19 protein-coding genes are annotated in these 20,583 nt (G+C 62.3%); 13 read left to right on the top strand and 6 right to left on the bottom strand.

Translation table 11 applies throughout. The features are described 5' to 3' along the window. Window positions 1–29: 29 nt before the first annotated feature. Genes lexA through BMZ10_RS05020 form a run of 4 tightly spaced genes read left to right on the top strand, consistent with a single transcriptional unit; the run spans window position 30 to window position 5,800 of the window. The gene (lexA, locus tag BMZ10_RS05035) at window positions 30–647 is read left to right on the top strand and encodes a transcriptional repressor LexA (RefSeq protein WP_093458921.1); all 618 of its coding nucleotides are present in this window, start codon (window positions 30–32) and stop codon (window positions 645–647) included. Continuing rightward, a complete protein-coding gene (imuA, locus tag BMZ10_RS05030) occupies window positions 647–1,264 on the top strand; it encodes a translesion DNA synthesis-associated protein ImuA (protein ID WP_177182078.1) in 618 nt (205 codons plus the stop codon). The genes lexA and imuA overlap by 1 nt, the downstream gene beginning before the upstream one ends. A 7-nt stretch (window positions 1,265–1,271) precedes the next feature. After that, on the top strand, window positions 1,272–2,702 hold the full coding sequence (locus tag BMZ10_RS05025) for a Y-family DNA polymerase (RefSeq protein WP_093458919.1): 1,431 nt from the start codon (window positions 1,272–1,274) through the stop codon (window positions 2,700–2,702). After that, on the top strand, window positions 2,699–5,800 hold the full coding sequence (locus BMZ10_RS05020) for an error-prone DNA polymerase (protein ID WP_093458918.1): 3,102 nt from the start codon (window positions 2,699–2,701) through the stop codon (window positions 5,798–5,800). Before BMZ10_RS05025 ends, BMZ10_RS05020 begins: the two co-directional genes overlap by 4 nt. 54 nt (window positions 5,801–5,854) lie before the next feature. On the opposite strand, the gene iolG is transcribed toward BMZ10_RS05020, so the two are convergent. Together iolG and BMZ10_RS05010 are read right to left on the bottom strand one after the other, a co-directional pair. Then, window positions 5,855–6,853 carry an inositol 2-dehydrogenase gene (gene iolG / locus BMZ10_RS05015; RefSeq protein ID WP_093458917.1) on the bottom strand — a complete coding sequence of 333 codons (999 nt, stop codon included), beginning with the start codon at window positions 6,851–6,853 and terminating at the stop codon, window positions 5,855–5,857. 57 nt (window positions 6,854–6,910) lie between these two features. Then, window positions 6,911–7,936, bottom strand: a complete 1,026-nt coding sequence (locus BMZ10_RS05010; RefSeq protein WP_093458916.1) for a LacI family DNA-binding transcriptional regulator — start codon at window positions 7,934–7,936, stop codon at window positions 6,911–6,913. 175 nt (window positions 7,937–8,111) lie between these two features. Between BMZ10_RS05010 and BMZ10_RS05005 the strand changes: the two genes are divergently transcribed. The 4 genes from BMZ10_RS05005 to BMZ10_RS04990 all read left to right on the top strand — a co-directional run bounded on the left by BMZ10_RS05005 (window position 8,112) and on the right by BMZ10_RS04990 (window position 11,788). Beyond that, window positions 8,112–8,984: an SDR family oxidoreductase gene (locus BMZ10_RS05005; RefSeq protein ID WP_093458915.1), complete on the top strand. Its 873-nt coding sequence runs from the start codon at window positions 8,112–8,114 to the stop codon at window positions 8,982–8,984. Continuing rightward, complete coding sequence (locus BMZ10_RS05000) at window positions 8,981–10,144, top strand: phytanoyl-CoA dioxygenase family protein (RefSeq protein WP_371265923.1); 1,164 nt, start codon at window positions 8,981–8,983, stop codon at window positions 10,142–10,144. The genes BMZ10_RS05005 and BMZ10_RS05000 overlap by 4 nt, the downstream gene beginning before the upstream one ends. Window positions 10,145–10,257: 113 nt before the next feature. Beyond that, window positions 10,258–10,923 (top strand): GntR family transcriptional regulator, encoded by a 666-nt coding sequence (locus tag BMZ10_RS04995; protein ID WP_093458914.1) that lies wholly within the window; start codon window positions 10,258–10,260, stop codon window positions 10,921–10,923. A 13-nt stretch (window positions 10,924–10,936) separates the two neighbouring features. Next, the gene (locus BMZ10_RS04990) at window positions 10,937–11,788 is read left to right on the top strand and encodes an urea carboxylase-associated family protein (RefSeq protein WP_093458913.1); all 852 of its coding nucleotides are present in this window, start codon (window positions 10,937–10,939) and stop codon (window positions 11,786–11,788) included. Between the two features lie 57 nt (window positions 11,789–11,845). Here the strand turns inward: BMZ10_RS04990 and BMZ10_RS04985 are convergent, their stop codons facing one another. Next, window positions 11,846–12,247 carry a hypothetical protein gene (locus BMZ10_RS04985; protein ID WP_177182041.1) on the bottom strand — a complete coding sequence of 134 codons (402 nt, stop codon included), beginning with the start codon at window positions 12,245–12,247 and terminating at the stop codon, window positions 11,846–11,848. Between the two features lie 270 nt (window positions 12,248–12,517). Between BMZ10_RS04985 and BMZ10_RS04980 the strand changes: the two genes are divergently transcribed. From BMZ10_RS04980 to BMZ10_RS04970, 3 genes are all read left to right on the top strand, one after another. Beyond that, window positions 12,518–13,528 (top strand): zinc-binding alcohol dehydrogenase family protein, encoded by a 1,011-nt coding sequence (locus BMZ10_RS04980; RefSeq protein ID WP_093458912.1) that lies wholly within the window; start codon window positions 12,518–12,520, stop codon window positions 13,526–13,528. A 9-nt stretch (window positions 13,529–13,537) separates the two neighbouring features. Beyond that, window positions 13,538–14,662 carry a mannitol dehydrogenase family protein gene (locus BMZ10_RS04975; protein ID WP_093458911.1) on the top strand — a complete coding sequence of 375 codons (1,125 nt, stop codon included), beginning with the start codon at window positions 13,538–13,540 and terminating at the stop codon, window positions 14,660–14,662. Between the two features lie 474 nt (window positions 14,663–15,136). Beyond that, window positions 15,137–15,844, top strand: a complete 708-nt coding sequence (locus tag BMZ10_RS04970; RefSeq protein ID WP_093458910.1) for a FadR/GntR family transcriptional regulator — start codon at window positions 15,137–15,139, stop codon at window positions 15,842–15,844. Between the two features lie 68 nt (window positions 15,845–15,912). Here BMZ10_RS04970 and BMZ10_RS04965 read toward each other — a convergent pair whose 3' ends face one another. Then, window positions 15,913–16,962 (bottom strand): mannonate dehydratase, encoded by a 1,050-nt coding sequence (locus tag BMZ10_RS04965; protein WP_093458909.1) that lies wholly within the window; start codon window positions 16,960–16,962, stop codon window positions 15,913–15,915. A 338-nt stretch (window positions 16,963–17,300) separates the two neighbouring features. Between BMZ10_RS04965 and BMZ10_RS04960 the strand changes: the two genes are divergently transcribed. Beyond that, window positions 17,301–18,590 carry an MFS transporter gene (locus tag BMZ10_RS04960; protein ID WP_093458908.1) on the top strand — a complete coding sequence of 430 codons (1,290 nt, stop codon included), beginning with the start codon at window positions 17,301–17,303 and terminating at the stop codon, window positions 18,588–18,590. Between the two features lie 43 nt (window positions 18,591–18,633). Here the strand turns inward: BMZ10_RS04960 and BMZ10_RS04955 are convergent, their stop codons facing one another. Further along, a complete protein-coding gene (locus BMZ10_RS04955) occupies window positions 18,634–18,948 on the bottom strand; it encodes an AzlD domain-containing protein (RefSeq protein WP_093458907.1) in 315 nt (104 codons plus the stop codon). Continuing rightward, entirely contained in the window at window positions 18,945–19,640 is a 696-nt protein-coding gene (locus tag BMZ10_RS04950; protein WP_093460027.1) for an AzlC family ABC transporter permease, read from the bottom strand. Before BMZ10_RS04950 ends, BMZ10_RS04955 begins: the two co-directional genes overlap by 4 nt. Before the next feature lie 185 nt (window positions 19,641–19,825). Between BMZ10_RS04950 and BMZ10_RS04945 the strand changes: the two genes are divergently transcribed. Then, the gene (locus tag BMZ10_RS04945) at window positions 19,826–20,578 is read left to right on the top strand and encodes a hypothetical protein (protein ID WP_093458906.1); all 753 of its coding nucleotides are present in this window, start codon (window positions 19,826–19,828) and stop codon (window positions 20,576–20,578) included. The last annotated feature ends 5 nt before the right edge of the window (window positions 20,579–20,583 follow it).

The following is a 20,583-nucleotide window of genomic DNA, read 5'->3' as shown; positions in this document are numbered from 1 at the left end:
CTGTTCAGTGTTCGGCAAAAAGAGTACAAATGTACTCCATGACGACTCTGACTCCCCGACGCGCTGCTATCCTGACGTTCATTCGCGATCGCATCGCCCAGCATGGCCAGCCACCCAGCCTGGCAGAAATAAGCGAAGCCTTCGGTTTCGCGTCGCGCAGTGTGGCGCGCAAACACATTGTGGCGCTCACTGAAGCCGGCCTCATCGAGGTCACGGCCAATCAGGCTCGCGGTATTCGCCTGGTTGAAGCCACGCGGCGTCCGGACATGCTGGAAATTCCCGTGCTGGGCCGTGTGGCGGCAGGTGCGCCCATCGGTCCGGACATCGATCACCACGACACCTTCACCCTGGACAGCCGCACATTCATGCGCGTCCCCGATTACCTGTTGCGGGTCACGGGCGACTCGATGATCGAGGACGGCATATTCGACGGCGATCTGGTCGGCATCCTGCAAAGTGCCGATGCCCGAGACGGGCAGATCGTCGTGGCACGGCTCGATGGCGAAGTCACCATCAAGCGTCTGGAGCGCGGCAACGACCAGCTTCGGCTGTTGCCACGCAACCCGGCCTATCAGCCGATCATTGTCGGGCCCGATCAGGATTTCGCCATCGAAGGCGTGTTCTGCGGGCTGGTGCGCCGAGAATGATGGGCGCAGTGGTCAGCCTCGACGCGCTGCTGGACGAGCGTCGAGTCTGGAAAGGCCGTCCGGAGGTTCAGCCGGTCGCCGCCCAGCCCACCGGGCACGCCTTGCTCGATGCCGCTTTGCCGATGGGCGGATGGCCCCCGGCGGCCCTCACCGAAGTGTTGATCCCGGCCGACGGCTGCGGCGAATTGCGCCTGTTATGGCCGACCCTGGCGCGGCTGGCCGACAGTGGCGAGCGCATCGTGCTGATCGCACCGCCTTACGTGCCTTACGCGCAGGCCTGGCAGGCGGCGGGCATCGATCTGCGGCAGTTGTCGGTGATCGAGGCCAGCGAGCGTGATGCCTTATGGGCGGTCGAGCAATGTCTGCGCTCAGGCAGTTGCGGTGCGGTGTTGTGCTGGCCGAACAAAGTTGATGACCGCGCCTTGAGACGGCTGCAAGTGGCCGCCGAAACCGGGGAAACCCTGGCCTTCGCTTGTCGGGAACAGCAAGCGGCCGCCAATCCGTCTCCGGCCGCCTTGCGCATCGCCATCGACATGCGACCCCACCAGTTACGGGTGCTCAAATGCCGTGGCGGGCTGGCGCCTTCATCACCCATTCCTTTTACCACCGACGCCTGAGGTTCCCATGCTCTGGGCTTGTGTCCTGCTGCCGCAACTGGCGCTGGACGGCGTCATGCGTCGTCGCGCCGACCCTGAACGTCCTCTGGCATTGATCAGCGGCAGCGCCCAGCGCCGTGTTCTGCAGACTGTCAATCCTGCCGCCCGTGAACTGGGGTTGCGTCCTGGTCAGTCGCTGACGGCAGCCCATGCCATGACCCGCGAGTTCGACACCGTCGATTACGATCCGGATGAAACTGAGCGCTGGCAACGGCTGTTGGCAGCCTGGGCCTATCGCTTCAGTTCCCATGTCAGCCTGAAGTACCCGCGAGTGCTGCTGATGGAGGTTGAATCCAGCTTCGGCCTGTTTGGCCCCTGGCCTGTGTTCGAAGCGCGCCTGCGACAGGAACTGACCGGGCTGGGGTTCAGTCATCGCATTGTTGCGGCGCCCAATCCGCTGGCGGCGCGCATGCTCGCCAACGCCCACGACGGTCTGGCGGTGAATGACCACGACAGTCTGCAGCAGGTGCTCGATCAGATGCCGGTCAACCGGATCGGCCTGCCGCAGGAGGTGGCGTCGGCACTGGCGCGCATGGGCCTGCACAGGGTCAGACAGGTGCAGGCCTTGCCCCGCGACACCCTGGCTCGGCGCTTTCCGGCGACTGTGCTGCAACACCTGGACACCTTGTTCGGGCGCAGGCCCATGGCCCTTGAGTGCTACGTGCCGCCCGACCATTTCGACACCCGCATCGAGCTCAATTTCGACGTTGAATCCCATCAGGCGCTGCTGTTTCCGCTCAAGCGGATGATCGCCGATCTGGCGCTGTTCCTGGCCGGGCGGGACAGCGGCGTGCAGCGTTTCGTCATCCATCTGGAGCACGTGCCCAGTGTGGGCAGCGTGGCGCCGGACACCTTGATACCCGTTGGATTGCTCAGCGCCGAACGTGAAGCCAACATGCTCTTCGAGCTGGCCCGTGGGCGTCTGGAACAGGTGGAAGTCCCTTCGCCGGTTCGTGCCTTGAGATTGCAGGCCAGGGACTTGCCGGCATTTGTGCCGTCCCACCGCGAGCTGTTCGACGACCGCCCACAGCAAAGCATGCCCTGGGAGCAATTACGCGAGCGACTGCGCGCCCGGTTGGGAGACGATGCCGTAGGCGGTCTCGGGTTTCAGGCCGACCATCGCCCGGAGTGTGCCTGGTCGCCAGTCAGCCCGGGCAAACCGGCGAAAATCACCCACAATGTGCCGCGTCCGGGGTGGCTGCTGCGTGAGCCGGAAACGCTGGTCGAATCTGGCGTGCGTGTGCTGGCAGGGCCCGAACGGATTGAATCCGGCTGGTGGGACGGCGGCGATGTGCGCCGTGATTATTTTCTCGTCGAAACCCGCAACGGACAGCGCGGCTGGGCCTACCGCAAGGTGGGCGATGACAGCGGCCTGGTGCTGCATGGCTGGTTTGCATGAGCTGCGAATACGCCGAGCTGCATTGCCTGTCGAATTTCAGCTTCCAGCGCGGCGCATCCAGCGCCAAGGAACTGTTCGAGCGGGCAAAACAGCACGGTTATCAGGCGCTGGCGATCACTGATGAATGCACGCTGGCGGGCATCGTGCGTGCCTGGCAGGCTGCCCGTGACGCCGAGCTGCCGCTGATCATCGGCAGCGAGATCACCCTCGAGAACGGGCCTAAAGTGGTGTTGCTGGTGGAGAACCTGCAGGGTTATCAGGCGTTGTGTCGCCTGATCACTCAAGGTCGGCGGCGCAGCAAGAAAGGCGAATACCGCCTGCTGCGCGAAGATTTATTGCAGCCCGTACAAGGCTTGCTCGCGTTATGGGTGGCGGACCTGGATCAGCCTGCCGAGGTGCGCCGGGAACACGGCGAATGGCTGCGCGGTATTTTTCACCACGATCTCTGGCTGAGCGTTCAGCTGCACCGTGGGCCGGATGATCACCTGCGACTGAACACGTTATTGGCATTGGCACGTTCGCTGGGCATACCGCCGGTGGCCAGTGGCGATGTGCATATGCATGCTCGTGGCCGACGCGCTCTGCAGGACACCATGACTGCCATCCGACATCACACCCTTGTCGCGGAGGCCGGGCATCGACTGTTCGCCAATGGCGAGCGGCATTTGCGCCCGCGCGCGACGCTGGCCGAACTGTATCCCGCGCAGTTGCTGGCCGAAACGCTGGTCATTGCCCGACGTTGCACCTTCGATCTTGGCCAATTGCGCTATGAGTATCCCCATGAACTGGTGCCTGCCGGGTTCACGCCCACGAGCTGGTTGCGAAAACTGACCGAAGCCGGTGCCCGCTGGCGTTGGCCTGACGGCGTTCCGGAGGTGGCGCGGCAGAATATCGAGAAAGAGCTGAAGATCATTGCGACGATGAAGTACGAAAGCTACTTCCTCACCGTCCACGACATCGTCAACTTTGCCCGCGAGCAGAGCATTCTGTGCCAGGGCCGGGGTTCTGCAGCCAACTCGACGGTGTGTTTCGTGCTGGGCATCACCGAGCTCGACCCGGCCAAAGGCAATCTGCTGTTCGAGCGCTTCATTTCCGAGGAGCGTAACGAGCCACCCGACATCGACGTGGATTTCGAGCACGAACGCCGTGAAGAAGTCCTGCAATATGTGTTTCGCCGATACGGCCGGGGCAGGGCGGCGCTGACTGCGGTGGCCAGCACTTACCACGGTGCCGGAGCGGTCCGGGATGTGGCGCGGGTGCTGGGCTTGCCACCGGACCAGATCAACGCGTTGGCCGACTGCTTCAGCCGCTGGAGCGACAGCATGCCGCCTGTCGAGCGCCTGCGCGAATGCGGCTTCGAACCCGACAGCCCGGTGTTGCGCAGGGTCATGGCGCTGACCGGCGAACTGATCGGATTTCCCCGCCACTTGTCGCAACACCCCGGCGGGTTCGTGATTTCCGAGCACCCGCTGGAAACCCTGGTGCCGGTGGAAAACGCGGCCATGGCCGACCGAACCATCATCCAGTGGGACAAGGACGATCTGGATCTGGTGGGCCTGCTCAAGGTCGACATTCTGGCGCTGGGCATGTTGAGCGCGCTGCGCCGCACCTTTGATCTGGTTGAACTGCATCGGCATAAACGCTGGACCATTGCCACGCTTCCCGCCGAAGACCGGCCGACCTACGAGATGATCAGCCGTGCCGACACCGTCGGCGTGTTCCAGATCGAATCGCGGGCACAGATGTCGATGCTGCCGCGCCTGAAGCCCAAGACCTTCTACGATCTGGTCATTGAAGTGGCGATCGTCCGGCCGGGCCCGATTCAGGGCGATATGGTGCATCCGTATCTGCGTCGCAGAAATGGCGAGGAGGCGGTGACGTATCCCTCCGAAGCGCTCGAAGAGGTGTTCAAGCGAACCCTCGGCGTGCCGCTGTTTCAGGAACAGGTCATGCAGCTGGCGATTGTTGCCGCCGATTATTCGCCGGGCGAAGCCGATCAACTGCGCCGCTCAATGGCCGCCTGGAAACGCCATGGCGGGCTCGAGCCGCACCGGGTCCGGCTCAGTGAACGGATGAAGGAAAAGGGCTATCCCGACGAATTCATTCATCGCATTTTCGAACAGATCAAAGGCTTCGGCAGCTACGGTTTTCCCGAGTCCCACGCCGCCAGTTTCGCCTTGCTGACCTACGCCAGTTGCTGGCTCAAATGCCACGAACCGGCGGCGTTTACCTGCGCCCTGATCAACAGCTGGCCGATGGGTTTCTATAGTCCGGATCAACTGCTGCAGGACGCCCGACGTCATTACATTGAAGTGCGTCCGGTGGATGTGCGTTACAGCGACTGGGACTGTTCACTGGAGCCGGTCGAACATCCCGATTACACCCGCAACCTGGCGATCCGCATGGGCATGCGCATGATTCGTGGTTTTCGCGAGGAAGACGCCCGGCGTGTCGAGCAGGCCCGCCAGCAACGTGCATTCAAGGACGTCACCGATTTGTGCGTACGCGCCGATCTGGATAACCGCGCACGTGCCTCACTGGCGGACTCCGGGGCATTGCGCGGTCTGGTCGGTCATCGCCACCGCGCGCGTTGGGAAATAGCCGGCGTCGAGGTGCAGCGTCCGTTATTCGGCGATGACTGCTTCGGCGAAGAAGCGCAGGTCGTTTTACCTCTGCCCAGCGTGGCCCAGGATCTGGTGGCCGATTACGACACCCTCGGCACCACGCTGGGTCCGCATCCGATGGCGCTGTTGCGCAATAAGTTGTCAGCCAGACGCTTTCGCAGTTCGAAGGACCTGTTGACTGAAGAGCATGGCCGCAATTTCAGCGTCGCCGGGCTTGTGGTGGGCCGCCAGCGGCCGGGCACCGCCAGCGGCGTCACGTTCGTCACGCTGGAAGACGAGCATGGGATGATCAACGTGGTGGTCTGGCGCGACCTGGCTGAACGCCAGCGCAAGGTTCTTGTGGGGTCGCAACTGCTGCAGGTATTCGGCAAGTTCGAATACCAGAAGGGTGTGCGCCACATCATTGCGCAACGGATGTTCGACCTGACTCCGCTGCTCACCGGTCTTGATGTGCGCAGCCGGGATTTCAAGTAACCGCGTGCAGCCTCCGTCAGGGCCGGGTGCTGCACTGTGGGTGGGTGATTGTGATCAAAGCTCGACCTTGACCGCTCGTCCGGTCCTGATCGATTCCAGTGCGCAGTTGGCCAGATGCAGGGCTTTCAGGCCATCCCGCGCGGTGGTCGGCAACGGCTGGTGCGCGCGCACGGCGTCGATGAACTGGTTGAGTTCGATGCGATACGAATCGGCATAACGTTCGAGGAAGAAGTTCAGCAACGGCTCGCGCACTTCGGTCTGGCCGGCGCTGTAAGTGCGAACACTGCTGGGGCGATGGTTGTCGTTGAGGATCATGCCCTTGGAACCGAACACCTCCAGGCGCTGGTCGTAACCGTAGACGGCCTCGCGGCAGCAATTGATGTGGCATTGCTTGCCCGACGCAGTGCGCAGCAGCACCATCACGCTGTCCCAGTCGTCCAGCTGCGCCAGATCGGGGTCCACCAGACGACTGGCGATGGCGATCACCTCGACCGGCTCTTCCCCCAGCAGCGTGCGGGCGGTGTCGAAGTCGTGAATGGTCATGTCGCGGAAAATACCGCCGGAGTGCTTGAGGTTGTCCAGCGACGCCAGTCCAGGGTCGCGACTGGTGATGATCACCTGACGCACCTCGCCGATCTCGCCAGCGGCAATGGCCTTGCGCATTTGCAGGGTGTCGGGGTCGAAGCGCCGATTGAAGCCCAGCATGACGTTGCCGTTGAGGCGCTCGACTTCTTCGACCGCCTGTGCAGCCTTGCCGAAGTCCAGATCGATCGGCTTTTCGCACAGCACCGGCTTGCCCAGCTTGACCGCCCGCAGCATGTAGTCGATGTGCGTGTCGGTGTGGGTGCCGATCACCACCGCGTCGACATCGTCCCGGGCGATGGCCTCGGCGCAGTCATACGCCGCCGCGCAGCCCAGCCTGGCCGCCAGCGCGTCAACGCCTTCGCGCCAGGGGTCGGCGATCACCGACAGTTGCACGTTCGGATTGGCCGCCACGTTGGCGGCGTGGATGTTGGCGATGCGGCCTGCGCCGAGAACTGCAATGCGTAACATGGGTGGATCTCCTGGGATTGTTGTTATCGGGTAGATCGGTCTGGAAGGCGACGCCTGTCAGTGCGCCAGATTGAACGGTGTCACGATCTGCACCTGGGAGGAGGTGATCGGATCGACTGTGCATAAACGATGAAATTGCAGGAGGTGCAGGAATGCCTGTCGTGCATCGACCTGCAGGTTGTGATCGATGACGGCCGCGATTTTCTCCTCGGCCAGCAACTGACGGTTTTCCTGATCGAGGTCGTGACCGATGAACACCGCCAGTGGACGCTCCAGCGCCTGAAAGGCGTCGACGATTGCCCGGTTGCCGCCTCCGACGCTGTAGACCGCCTTGATCGACGGGTGGTCATGCAACGCCTGAGTCATCCGCGCGAGGGTCGGTTGATAGACACCGAAGCCACCACTGACGTCGACCACGCGCAGATGCGGCGCACGACTGCGCAACCAGGTGCGAAAGCCCATCTCGCGCTCTTCTTCGCCGCGAAACAGTTCGCTGCTGATCACTACCGCGACATCCTGCGGGCCGGTGTCCAGCCAGCGCGACATCAGATAGGCCGCCGTCTGCCCGGCCGTGCGGTTGTCCATGCCGATGTAGCCGATGCGTTCACTCTGGGGCAGGTCCGACACCAGTGTGACCACCGGGATGCCTGCGGCCGTGACCTGGTTGACCGCCTCGTTGATCGGCGGCTCATCGGCAGCCTTGAGGATCAGGCCCTGACTGCCTTTGCCGATGCAGCGCACGATCAGGTCGTGCATCTGCTGAGTGTCGATTTCCTGATACAGGTGATAGCGCGGAAAGATGCGGAACGGCGCCAGATTGCCCAGTTGTGCGTGGATGGCTTCCTGCACCGCGTCGCTGAAGCGCTTGGGTGTGTGCAGGATGATGTCGATGTGCAAGGTCCGGCCAACGGCGGGGCCTGACTTTTCCTGTGCCTCGAGTTCTTCGAGGGCCTGCTGGATACGCCGGTTGGTCTGGTAATGCACGCTGCCGCGCTCATGCAACACCCGATCGACCGTGGCTTTGCTGACGCCCGCCTGAGCTGCGATTTGCTTGATCGAGAAACGCCTGGCGCGGTCCAGCATGTCGATTCCCTGGCTTGAAGTGAGCTTTTTATGAGGTCTTGTTGAGGTCGATTCAAGCCTCAATGAGGTGATCGCAATGCTAGTCTCAGTTCCATTCGTTGTACAGATGGAATTTTATTTCCATCGTCATGACGGACTTTTCTGAACCCCAAAACAACAACAGCGGGAGCCAGGCATGTCAGTACGTGAACTTTGTGTTCCGGATCTTTCCCGATCGTTCAGCGGTCGCTGTTTCATTGTGACCGGCAGTACCCAGGGGCTGGGCGCCGCCGTGGCACACACCCTTGCAGCGCGCGGTGCGGCCGGCCTGATCATTTGCGGGCGCAGCCGAGACATGGGCGAAGAGCAAGTGCGGCGGCTGGCGGAAGGCGACTGTCAGGCGTTCTTCGTGCAAGCCGATATGGAAAGCGTCGAGGACTGCCGACGGGTCGTTGCCGCCGCCAAAACGCATTTCGGGACCGTCCACGGGCTGGTCAACTGCGCCGGAATGTCTGACCGTGGCACCATCATCGACACCTCGCCGGAGCTGTTCGACCGGATCTTCGCGGTCAATGTCCGGGCGCCGTTCTTCCTCATGCAGGAATGCATCAAGCTGATGATCGCTGATCAGGTGGAAGGCTCGATCGTCAGCATTCTCAGTGTGTCGGGTCATGGCGGGCAGTCGTTTCTGTCGGCCTACGCCGCGTCGAAAGGCGCCTTGGCGGTCCTCACCAAAAACGTTGCGTTCAGCACGTTGCGCAATCGTATTCGCGTCAATGGGCTGAACATCGGCTGGATGGACACGCCCCACGAAGACCAGATTCAGCGCCAGTACCACGCCGCCGAAGACGGCTGGCTGGAACACGCCGAAGCGCAGTCGCCATTCGGTCGATTGCTCAAGCCTCAGGAGGTCGCCAACAGCGTCGCGTACCTGCTGTCCGACCAGTCGGGCATGACCACCGGCGCGGTCATCGACATGGAGCAAGGCATCATCGGCTGCGGCGACGGCTCCACACCGAGGCCGATGGCGGCGTTGTCGCTGGACGGCGTCAAGGGTGGTGAGCTGTGACGGCGCCGTTCAGTCTGTTCGGCAGCGCTGCCGACATCGATGTGAACGCCTTTGCCGCGTTGTGCGAGCAACCGGTCAAGGCCGCGGATTACCCCAACGCGCAGGAGGTGGTCAGTCGCGTGGTGATCTACCGGGCCGATACGATGCGCCGCGTTCAAGGCCAGGATCGCCAGGCGTTGATGGGCGAGCTGCATCACCTGTTCCGCGACGGCCCGGGTGTGATGGTGGTGCGCGATGCTTACCCTGACCTTGCCGTGATCGATCGTCATAGCGAAGTGTTTCGCCAGATCATTGCCGGAGAAGCGGCCAGCGTCGTGCGCGCCGATCATTTCGCCCGCGCCGGGGCCAATCAGCGGATCTGGAATTCGCTGCAGAAAGCCGCCAGGCATTCGCCGGATTCGTTCATCGAGTACTACGCCAATCCGTTGCTCGGGCTGATCGCCGAGGCGTGGCTGGGCCCGTATTTTCAGGCCACGGCGCAGGTCAACGTGGTGACACCGGGCGGCCAGGCGCAACAGCCCCATCGGGATTACCATCTGGGTTTCCAGAGCAATGAGGTGGCGCAGCGATTCCCTCTGCCACTGCATCGGCTGTCGCAGAACCTGACGCTGCAAGGCGCCGTGGCGCACACCGACATGCCGCTGGAAACCGGGCCGACGCTGCTGCTGCCGTTTTCCCAGCGGTACGAGCCCGGCTATCTGGCGTGGCGTGATCCGCGTTTCATCGATTACTTCCAAAGCCACGCGATCCAGTTGCCGCTGAACAAGGGTGACCTGCTGTTCTTCAACCCGGCGCTGTTCCACGCAGCGGGCACCAACCGCACCCCGGACCAATACCGGATGGCCAACCTGCTGCAGATTTCCTCGGCGTTCGGCAAACCCATGGAGACGGTCAATCGCGAAGAGATGATGCTGGCGCTGTATCCGTCGCTGCTCAAGCGAGTGGCGCAAGGCGACCTGGATGAGGACAGCCTGCAGGCGGTGATCGCCATGAGCGCTGACGGTTATTCCTTCCCGACCAATCTGGACACCGATCCACCACTGCACGGCATGGCGCCCCAGACCGGACAACAGTTGCTTGAGCAGGCGCTGAGGGAACGTTGGGAGATGACGCATTTTGCTCAGGCGGTGGAGGCGATGCGGCGCAAGCGCCTGGCGTAGCGATCTGAATGTGTCTCGCTGTAAAGACCAGCGGCTTGAAACTGGCACGCGCTGTGCTGTCCTGAACGCAACCGGGTTGTTGAACAATCCCGCTCGTTCAGGAAGTGTCGTACGTGTCCATTGCCAAAGCAAACGGCCTGTCGCTGGCCGATCAGGTCGCTCACGAGCTGCGCGAAGACATCATCAATGGCCGATTGCTGTCGGGCATGGCGTTGGTGGAAAGCGAGCTGGTGCGTCGCTACAGCGCCTCGCGCAACACTGTGCGCGAAGCGCTGCACTTGCTGGGCCGCGAAGGCCTGACCACGTACGTGCGACACAGAGGCGTGATGGTCCGGCGCCTGAGCGGGGACGATGTCCGCGATCTGTTCAGGGTCCGTCGCACGCTGGAATCACAGGCGATTCTGGTGGGCATGCCGCTGGTCGACGACCGCTCAGCGCGGATGGGCAATGCGATCGAAGCCGCGGAACTGGCGTGCGAACGCGAGGACTGGCGCGCTTTCGGCACCCACAGCCTGCGCTTCCATCAACAGGTGGTCGGTCTGCTGCACAGCCCTTCGTTCGATGAGTTCTTCACCAACATCGTCGCGCAGATGCGCCTGGTGTTTTCCGCTGCCCCCGACGAAGCCCGCTACCAGGGACCCTGGCTCGAACGCGACCGGCATATCCACCAACTGTTGATCGATGGCCACCGGCGTGACGCCGACCAGGCCATGAGCAGTTACCTCGACGATTCCGAAACCCAGGCGCTGGATCTGCTTGCCAGCGCTGCCAGACAGTGAACAGGAGATTGCCATGTACAAAGACTACCCAGCCGCCTATCAGGTCAGCAAAGGCGCAGCGCTGCAGGTCGATACCGCCTTTTATGAGCGCATCCGCGAGCGTCGGGACGGCCGCACGCTGGTCGAGCAATTCGAGGTGCCGATTCGCACTGGACGCGCCTGGAAGGTCAAGGCCGGGCAGGTGTTTCGTGTGACCACCCCGGTCGGCCCGCAGGTGGGCGATTTCAACGTCTGGAACGCCAACGACCCACGGGAGCGCATGTGGGCCGCGCGCACCCGCCAGCTGCAAGGCGCCCACGTCAGCACCCACGATCGTCTGTGGTCGAACCTGCCGTTTCTGCGGCCGATGGTCACGATCACCGATGACAGCCTGGCGAGTTACGGCATCGACGAGCACGGCGGTCGGCTGCACGATTTGCTCGGAACGCGCTGCGATCCGTACGTGAACAAAATGCTCACGGGGGAGGATTTTCATCATCACTGCCATTCCAATCTGACGCGCGCAGTGCTGCCGCACGGGCTGACCGAATTCGATGTGCATGACGTGCTGAATATCTTCCAGTGCACGGGCCTCAATCACGACGATATGTATTTCATGAAGGCCTGCCCGGCGCAGAAGGGCGATTACCTGGAGTTTTTCGCCGAGATAGACCTGCTGTGCGCACTGTCCACCTGCCCGGGCGGAGACTTGTCGCTGCCGATGTGGGGCCCGGAAGCACAGGATCCGCTGACGGTCTGTCGGCCGTTGGGCGTGGAAATCTACGACCTCGACGCCTCGTTGCTGCAGGGTTGGGAGCCGCCGGCTCGCGCCGAGTACAATGGCCTGCACGGACTGGCGATCGCCAAGGCTGCGTGGGAAAAGTAAACCATTGAGCAATGGCCTGTGCGTCCGGCACATCGGGTGTGGCAGGCCATCCGGCCTTTAAGCGTCGCGCAACAGGTCGTGGGCGTTGAGCAGGCTCCAGGCGATTTCGGGGTGTTTTTCCAGACCACGGCGAATGGCGGCAGGGATGGCGGCCCGGGTCTTGCGGCACATGCCGGGCAACTCAGCGATGTCGATGATGATCCCGCGCATGCTGCGCACTTCGTTCACGCCAGGCGCGACATGAAGGCGGATGCCGAGCTGCTCGAACATGCGCCGCTGCATGTGCTCCAGGTCGCTCAGACTGACGATGTTTTCCAGTCGTTCCAGCAGGCGCTTTTCTTCCTGGCGGGTCAGGCAGAGGATGCGCAGGTCTGTGCCGGAAGTTTCCAGCAGGCGCTCGCGGTCGCAGACACAGGCGCCGGGCGGGCAAGGGGAGCGGATCGGCAGTGAGGGGATCATGGGCACCGATCATAACCATGCGCGCGTTCGGTTGACAGCCGCCTGTCGACTGCCGGAAAGCCTTCGTCGTCCTTTCGAGGCGGTAAGGCCAATATCATTTAGATTGAATTGGTCTTGCCAATGCCGAGCTGCGTGTGTAGCTTTTTTCCAGCACCAAGGCCTGTCCTCACAGCACTGGACGGCACCCCAGGACCACAACAACAAAAGATCACCCCGGCGAGCGCGACGTTGGCCTCGGTCCGCGCTGGCTGCCTGGTCTGGAGAAGAGACATGCTCACCGTCGTATGCGAAAAACCCGGCTCTCTGATGGCACTGGATCGCCAGAAACCTGCCCGCGCGCCCGGCGAGACGCTGGTCAGAATCAAGCGCGTCGGCGTCTGTGGCACCGATCTGCACATCTTCAATGGTAACCAGCCGTTTCTGGAATACCCCCGTGTGATGGGCCACGAATTCTCCGGCATCGTCGAGCAAAGCGAGGCGGGCAGCGGACTCGAACCCGGTGACGTGGTGTACGTGATGCCTTACCTGTCGTGCGGCGACTGCATCGCCTGCCGACAGGGCAAAACCAATTGCTGCGTGCGGATTCAGGTGCTGGGCGTGCATCGCGACGGCGCCTTCACCGAATACCTCAGCCTGCCGCACGCCTTCGTCCTCAAGGCCCAAGGGGTGACGCTGGATCAGGCGGCGATGATCGAGTTTCTCTCCATTGGCGCCCACGCTGTGCGTCGCTCGGACATTCAAAAGGGCCAGCGCGCACTGGTGGTCGGCACCGGCCCGATCGGCATGGCGGTGGCCATTTTTTCCCGGCTGCGCGGCGCTCAGGTCACTGTGCTGGACACCCGAGAGGACCGTCTGGCGTTTTGCAGGCAGCACTTGCAGACAGACGCCGCGGTGCTGATCGGAGAACACGACAAACAGCAGCTCGAGGCGCTGACCCAGGGCGAATTTTTCGATGTGGTGTATGACGCCACCGGCAACGCCAAGGCCATGGAGCGCGGTTTCGAGTTCATCGCCCACGGCGGCAAGTACGTGCTGGTGTCCATCGTGCGCGACACCATCAGTTTCTCCGACCCCGAATTCCACAAGCGCGAAGCGACGCTGATGGGCAGCCGTAACGCGACCGTCGAGGATTTCCGTTATGTCGAACAATGCCTGCGCGATGGTCTGATTCCCGATGCCGCGCTCAATACCCACCGGATGAAACTGACCGAAGTCACCGAGCGCTTCACAACGTTGCTCGACCCTGCCCAAGGCGTGGTCAAAGCCATCGTCGAATGCTAGGAGACGGCCATGAGCAATCCGCTGTCTACGCCCATTTTGCAATTTGGCACGAGTCGTTTTCTTCAGGCCCATGCCGATCTGTTCATCTCCCAGGCGCTCAGCCGGGGCCAGGCATTGGGCAAGGTGACCGTGGTGCAGACCACCGCCAGTCCCGACAGCGCCCGGCGGATGCAGGCGCTCGCCAGGGGGGCGGGTTATCCGGTGCGGATACAGGGCACCGAGCAGGGCCGCACGATCGATGAGCAATGCTGGTCCACCTCGATTGCCGGTGCGCTGAACGCGGCGCGCGACTGGCCGCTGATTCGTCATGCGATGCAGCGAGACGTGCAGGTGGTGATTTCCAATACCGGTGACAAGGGCTATGCGCTGGATGCCGCTGATACGCCGGCACTTTTGAGTCGAGATGCGCCGGCGCCGTTGAGCTTTCCTGCCAAATTGCTGGTGTTGCTGCATGATCGCTGGCAGGTCAGTCCCGACGCGCCGCTGTCGTTGTTCCCGTGCGAACTGGTGTCGCGCAATGGCGATGTCCTGCGTGATCTGATCATCGCCCTGGCCGCTGACTGGCAGTTGCCCACAGCGTTTTCCGACTACCTGCGGCAGACCTGTCGCTGGGCGAACTCGCTGGTCGATCGCATCGTTTCGCAACCGATCGAGCCCATCGGCGCGGTCGCCGAGCCGTACGCGCTCTGGGCCATCGAGGAACAGGACGGCTTGCAATTGCCCTGCGTGCACCCGTGCATCGTGCTGACTCGCGAACTGCAGCAATACGAGCATTTCAAGCTATTCATGCTCAATCTGGGGCACAGCTGGCTTGCGGAGCGCTGGTTGAGCGAGGGCCGGGCGGCTGACGAGACGGTCTATCAGGCCATGAGCAACGCCTCGATGCGGCGGAGTCTTGAAGAGGTCTGGGAGCACGAGGTGCTGCCGATTTTCGCGGCCAGTAACCAGTTGGCGCAGGCGCGGGATTATCTGGCAAGCGTGCGCGACCGCTTCCTTAATCCGTTTCTGCAGCACCGGATCGCCGACATCGCGCAGAACCATGAAGAGAAGAAACGCCGTAGGTTTCTGCCCATGCTTCAGATGGCTCCACCGGGCCTTGCGCAGCCCGGCCTGCGCGAGGCGCTGCAGCAATAGAGCGCGAGCGGCGTGGGTCTGTTGTCTGGTGGAGATCTAGCGGCTGAGAGCCTCTTGGCGAGCAAGCTCGCTCCCGCGGGATTTGTGTCTGGCCGGAGAGTTTGAGTATGCCTGGAGATCCCTGTGGGAGTGAGCCACTGTCTTTAACAGCCCCTCGATCAACGGCGTGACGCCCGACGCTTTCCCGGCTAAAGCCGGTCCTACAAACATTTGCAGCGCCTGTAGGACCGGCTTCAGCCGCGAAGAGGCCAGTGGATGCTGTGGGAGTGAGCTTGCTCACGAAAGCTTGGATCTTGCGGGTAGAGCTGTGGCGGATGGACAGTGCAGTTCCCGGCAAATGCGTTCATACGGGTTCTGTGGCCAGATGGCTTCGAAGTTCTGCATTCGTGGCCGATCTTGCTCGCCACTGTGTTGCCTATCGGGGCCTTGCCGGGCGTGTGGTATGCTCCGGCGCAGACCGATGGAACGTGATTCATGACTGCGCCAAGCCTCCCCACCGAACGACGCCTTTACCAGATAACTGCTGATCGTCTGCGCGAGCACATTCGCAAGAACGGCATCAAACCCGGTTCGCGCCTGCCTCCGGAACGCGATCTGGCGCAGTTGCTTGGCGTGTCGCGGCCTTCACTGCGCGAGGCGCTGATTGCACTGGAAATCGAGGGCAGCGTCGAGATCCGCATGGGGTCGGGCATCTACGTCTGCGAGCATCTGCTGGGCGTCAGGGGCAAGACCCGCACGCTGGGCGAAAGCCCGTCAGAACTGATGCAGGCCCGAGCGCTCATTGAAGGTGAGTGCGTCATGCTGGCCTGCCTGCATGGGACCAAGGCCGACTATCGCTATTTGCAAACCTGCATCGACAAGATGCGCGAGGGCGCGCTGAAAGGCGTTCCGGCCTTGGATGACGACCGAAAATTCCATCAGCGGCTGGCAAAGATGAGCGGCAATTCGACGCTGGTGCGGATCATCACTTCACTGTTCGAAGAGCGCTACAGCCCGCTGACGGCGCACGTCAGCGAGCATTCCGAAACGCGTGAAACCTGGGCCATGGCCGTGGCCGAGCATGAAGCCATTTTGCAAGCCGTCCAGGCGCGTGATCTGATCGGCGCGCAGACGGCCATGCGCGAACACCTGCGCCGATCAGAAGCGCGCTGGCTGGACGGCATGGATTCGGAGCAGGCCTGAGCCGACGCTCCCGGACACGCCGCCTTCATGCAGACGCATGTCAGCCCCTGATGCCGCCGCGACATTGATCAATGAGCCGGCGTGGCCTTGCGAATCCCTTCGAAGAGCCCGTTAAGGTAAACCGCGCCCAATGCCCGGTCGTACAACCCGTAACCCGGTTTGCCGGTTTCCCCCCAGATCATGCGGCCGTGGTCGGAACGGTAGTAGCCTTCGACCCCCGTCTCCACATACGCTTTGACGATCTCACCCATGTCCAGTGAGCCGTCTTCGGAGCGATGAGCCGTCTCATAGAAATCGCCGGCCTCGTTGACTTTAACGTTACGCAAATGCGCGAAGTGGATGCGGCCCTGAGCGCCGAATTCGCGCACCAGCGACGGAATATCATTGCCCAGATCGGCGCCCAGCGAGCCTGAGCAGAGGGTCAGCCCATTGGCCGGGTCGTCGACCATCGCCATGATCCGGGCCAGGTCCTGGCGGTTTTTCACCACCCGCGGCATGCCGAACATCGAGCGGGGTGGATCGTCGGGGTGCAGGGCCATCTTGATGCCCGCTTCACGCGCCACCGGAATGATCCGCTCGAGAAAATACGCCAGCCTTTCGCGCAGGGTCTCTTCACTCACCTGCGCGTATTCTTCGATCAGCGCACGCAAGATGTGCGGCTCGTAACTGACGTCCCAGCCGGGCAGGCTGATGCCCTCGTCTAGGTTGGCCTGTTCGATGACTGCGACATCGAACGCCAGCGTGGTCGAGCCGTCCGGCAACTCCATGGCCAGCGTCGAGCGAGTCCAGTCGAAGACCGGCATGAAGTTGTAACAGACCACCTTCACCCCGCAGGCGGCGAGGTTGCGCAACGTCTGCGCGTAGTGATCGATCAGGCGATCGCGGGTTGGCAGGCCACGCTTGATGTCTTCGTGCACCGGCACGCTTTCGATGACTTCAAGCGCCAGGCCGTGGGCATTTACGCGGGCCTTCAGCGCCTGGATTTTTTCCAGCGGCCAGACATCGCCCACGGGAATGTCGTAGATGGCGGACACCACGCCGGTCATGCCGGGGATCTGGCGGATGTACTGCAAGGTAACGGGGTCGCTGTCCCCGTACCAACGGAAGGTCATCTTCATCGCTGAGTCCTTGTTGTTATGAGTTTCGATGCGATCGCGCTCCGGGCCGACGCCGCCGTTGCGTCAGCAGAGGAGGGCGTGAACGAGCATAGATTGGTCAGGCCAAACAATGCAAATGTCGACCGTCCGGCATAAAAACGCTCAAAAATTGCGTCAGCGAGTTTCCCTAACCGGCTTTTCGGGTCTAGTATCGGCTGCATTCGGATATTTGGTCAGGCCAATTCACCGGTTCGCGCTGTGCTTTACAGGCAACGATGAACCTTGCGTGGAACAGGTCCAGAGCGCTGTCTGAAGCTCCAACGAAGTCTTACTCATAAAAATAATTAGGAGGACTCGCCATGCAGAAAGGGCGCTGGTTGGTAATTTTCCTGTGCTTCCTCGCGGTGGCCATCAACTACATCGACAGGGCCAACCTTGCGGTTGCCGCCCCTTATATCCAGAAGGAACTCGGCTTGGGCTCTGGGCAGATGGGTCTGCTGCTCAGCGGCTTCTTCTGGACCTACGCGCTGATGCAGATGCCGTTCGGCTGGTTCGTCGACAAGGTCGGTGCCAAGATCGCGCTGCCCCTGGCAGTGGCGTGGTGGTCGCTGTTCACCGCAGCCACAGCAGCGGCCAGCAGTCTTGCCAGCATGTTCGGTTGCCGCCTGATGCTCGGCGTCGGCGAGGCGGGCGCCTATCCGTCCTGCGCCAAGATCGTCAGCCAGTGGTTCGATGTAAAAGAGCGCGGTTTTGCCACCAGCATCTTCGACAGCGGCTCGCGGGTCGGTTCGGCACTGTCGATTCCACTGGTGGCGTTGATCATCGAACTGTGGGGCTGGCGCGCTTCGTTCATCATCACCGGCGCTGTGGGCCTGATCTGGGTGGTGGGCTGGTTCCTTATCTACAAGGAGCCGCAGGCCGTCGCCGCCATCGAACAGCATGAAGCGGGAAAAGCGGCAACGCTGGCCGCGCGACCCAAGGTCAAATGGGCGTCGCTGTTCAGGCACCGCACACTGTGGGGGATGATGCTGGGCTTCTTCTGCCTGAACTTCGTGATCTACTTCTTCATCACCTGGTTCCCGACCTATCTGGTGACCGAGCGCGGTTTTTCGCTCAAGTCCCTCGGCACGCTCGGGACCATTCCGGCCATCGCTTCGATCGTCGGCGGCTGGATCGGCGGCCTGACCTCGGACGCGCTCTACCGCCGCGGCTGGAGCCTGACGGCCGCGCGCAAGACCTGCATCGTTGGCGGCATGTTGATGTCGTCGAGCATCTCGCTGTCGGTGTTCACCGATAATACCTACGCGATGCTGGCGTTTTTCAGCCTGGCGTACGCCAGTCTGGCGTTTGCCGGTGCCAGCATCTGGTGCCTGCCGGCCGACGTGGCGCCAACCCCGGCCCATGTGGCGTCGATTGGCGGGATCCAGAACTTCGCCTCCAATACCGCGGGCATCTTCATCACCACGTTTACCGGGTTCATGCTGGTGATGGGCAATGGCTCATTCACCGCGCCACTCATGACTGCAGGTGCTTTCGCATTGCTGGGCGCGTTCAGTTACCTGTTCATTGTCGGCAAGATCGAGCCCTTGTCGGTTACGCCGGATCAGACGCCGAGCGTCGACAGCGGCACAGTGGCACAACGCATGTGAGCGTGACCGGGCGCGGCAGGCGACTGCCGCACCGACTCGTTGGTCAAAGCAGCGCGCGCAGCAGGTAGAAGACCGCCATGCTGAGGAACAGCGTCAGCAGCACGTTTTTCTTCCAGATCATCACCGCCACTGCGAACAACCCCGCCAGCAGATAGGGGTTTGTGGGCGCCAGCGTCAATTCGCCGTCTGGCAGAAAAATGATCGGCGCGCAGATGGCCGTCAGCAACCCCGGTACGGCAAAGCCGAGGAAATCCCGGACGTTGCGACCCAGTTTCAAAGGCAGCCTTGGCTCCAGAAAAAGGTAGCGATTCATGAACAGGATCGCGCTCATGCACAGGATCACCAGCCACGCCGTCATTGCGTGATCTCCTTATAACGTTTGCAGACGAACCCTGCACTCATGCCCGCCAGGCCGGAAAGAATCAGCGCCGCCTCGATTTTCAGGTAACTGAGCAGCACCGAGGTCAACAGCGAAACGGCCACGCACACTGCCGTTGGCAGATTGCGCACGTTCGGCGTGATCAGGGCAATGAAGGTGGCTGCGATGGAGAAATCCAGCCCCAGCCGCGACAGCCCCGGGATGCTGTTGCCCAGCACGATTCCCGCGCAGGTGAACAGATTCCACAGCAGATAGAACGTCAGGCCGACACCCAGCGCGTACCAACGGTCGAAGCTGCGCGGGTCGTGGTGACTGGTCATGGCGAACAACTCGTCGGTGAGCAGAAAGCCCATGCCCACCCGCCAGCGCATCGGCAACGCGCTCAGGTGCGCGCGCATGTGCAGACCGTAGAGCAAATGCTGCGAGGTGAGCAGCAGGGTGGTGAGCAGGATCGACAACATGCTCGTGCCGCTTTTCAGCATGCCGATCGCCACGATCTGCGCGGCGCCGGCAAACACGAATGCCGACAGCCCCTGGCCCTGCGCGGGAGTCAGTCCGGCGTCGATGGCCAGCGATCCTGCCAGCAACCCCCACGGCGCGCACGCCAGCGACAACGGTAAAATGGCCAGCGCGCCCCGACGATAGGCGTCGCCCCGACCTGAGTGAATCACTTGCACGAATGAAGACTCCTGCTCAAAGCGCGGATTATCGGCGTCCGCCAGCGACTTGTCTGGTACGTTCTTGCAGATCGCGCGGAATATTCAGCAGCTGGCCACTGGCAAACAAAAAAGGCCGAACGCTGGCGTGCGTCTGACCTCGAAAGAAGACCTCACGCGGTTTTTCTGGAGATACGACGATGATCAGTTCACGGAAAAGATGGCTCAACCTGCTGTTTGTGGGTGCTGCGACAGTGTCGATGGGCGCGATGGCGCAGACCTCGGCCTCGACGACAATCCTGCTGGCGGCGTCCGGCATAGGCGCGGGCGGTGCAGGTGGCTCGACAGGGGGTGGCGCAACAGGTGGCGGCGGTGCGGGTGCGGGCGCAGCAGGCAGTGCGGGTTCGGCCACGTCCGGCGCGCGCACTGGCGCAACAGGCACGAACGGCACCAACAGCGGCAACACCAACGCGACTGGCACCAATGGCACCAACAGCAGCAACACCAATGCGACCGGCACCAACGGCACCAACAGCAGCAATACCAACGCGACCGGAACCAACGGCAGTAACAGCAGCAACACCAACGCCACCGGTACCAACGGCACCAACAGCAGCAACACCAATGCGACCGGGACCAATGGCAGCAACAGCAGTAACACCAACGCCACCGGAACCAACGGCATTAATGTCAATGGCACCGACGCGACTCACACCAACGGCAGCAACAGCAATAACACCACGGCCACGGGCGCCAATGGCGTCAACAACGCCAGCGGTGTGAACAACGGCAATGTCGGCACGACCAATCCGGCGCTGCGTCCCGGCAATGGCACCGGGTCGTCTGCTTCGCCTCGGGTCAACGGCAGCAGTGACGCGATGCAGCAGCAACGCCAGCAAAGTGGCGAGCGAATGATCATGGAGCGCAAAGGCCAGTTCGAGCAGGGCAACTAACCGCG

The sequence above is a fragment of the Pseudomonas sp. NFR16 genome, assembly GCF_900108875.1.
In the GTDB taxonomy this organism is placed as follows: Bacteria; Pseudomonadota; Gammaproteobacteria; order Pseudomonadales; family Pseudomonadaceae; genus Aquipseudomonas.
The sequence above is the reverse complement of the archived record's forward strand: the minus strand, read 5'-3'. Positions and strand labels throughout refer to the sequence as shown.

Excerpts from the sequence above, each read along its gene's own strand:
- BMZ10_RS05010 (WP_093458916.1), bottom strand. The coding sequence starts at position 7,936 with ATGCTGGACCGCGCCAGGCGTTTCTCGATCAAGCAAATCGCAGCTCAG.
- BMZ10_RS05025 (WP_093458919.1), top strand. The coding sequence starts at position 1,272 with ATGCTCTGGGCTTGTGTCCTGCTGCCGCAACTGGCGCTGGACGGCGTC.
- BMZ10_RS05020 (WP_093458918.1), top strand. The coding sequence starts at position 2,699 with ATGAGCTGCGAATACGCCGAGCTGCATTGCCTGTCGAATTTCAGCTTC.
- BMZ10_RS04965 (WP_093458909.1), bottom strand. The coding sequence starts at position 16,962 with ATGAAGATGACCTTCCGTTGGTACGGGGACAGCGACCCCGTTACCTTG.
- iolG (WP_093458917.1), bottom strand. The coding sequence starts at position 6,853 with ATGTTACGCATTGCAGTTCTCGGCGCAGGCCGCATCGCCAACATCCAC.
- BMZ10_RS04985 (WP_177182041.1), bottom strand. The coding sequence starts at position 12,247 with ATGATCCCCTCACTGCCGATCCGCTCCCCTTGCCCGCCCGGCGCCTGT.
- BMZ10_RS04980 (WP_093458912.1), top strand. The coding sequence starts at position 12,518 with ATGCTCACCGTCGTATGCGAAAAACCCGGCTCTCTGATGGCACTGGAT.
- BMZ10_RS04970 (WP_093458910.1), top strand. The coding sequence starts at position 15,137 with ATGACTGCGCCAAGCCTCCCCACCGAACGACGCCTTTACCAGATAACT.
- lexA (WP_093458921.1), top strand. The coding sequence starts at position 30 with ATGTACTCCATGACGACTCTGACTCCCCGACGCGCTGCTATCCTGACG.
- imuA (WP_177182078.1), top strand. The coding sequence starts at position 647 with ATGGGCGCAGTGGTCAGCCTCGACGCGCTGCTGGACGAGCGTCGAGTC.
- BMZ10_RS04990 (WP_093458913.1), top strand. The coding sequence starts at position 10,937 with ATGTACAAAGACTACCCAGCCGCCTATCAGGTCAGCAAAGGCGCAGCG.
- BMZ10_RS04960 (WP_093458908.1), top strand. The coding sequence starts at position 17,301 with ATGCAGAAAGGGCGCTGGTTGGTAATTTTCCTGTGCTTCCTCGCGGTG.
- BMZ10_RS04945 (WP_093458906.1), top strand. The coding sequence starts at position 19,826 with ATGATCAGTTCACGGAAAAGATGGCTCAACCTGCTGTTTGTGGGTGCT.
- BMZ10_RS04955 (WP_093458907.1), bottom strand. The coding sequence starts at position 18,948 with ATGACGGCGTGGCTGGTGATCCTGTGCATGAGCGCGATCCTGTTCATG.
- BMZ10_RS05005 (WP_093458915.1), top strand. The coding sequence starts at position 8,112 with ATGTCAGTACGTGAACTTTGTGTTCCGGATCTTTCCCGATCGTTCAGC.
- BMZ10_RS04975 (WP_093458911.1), top strand. The coding sequence starts at position 13,538 with ATGAGCAATCCGCTGTCTACGCCCATTTTGCAATTTGGCACGAGTCGT.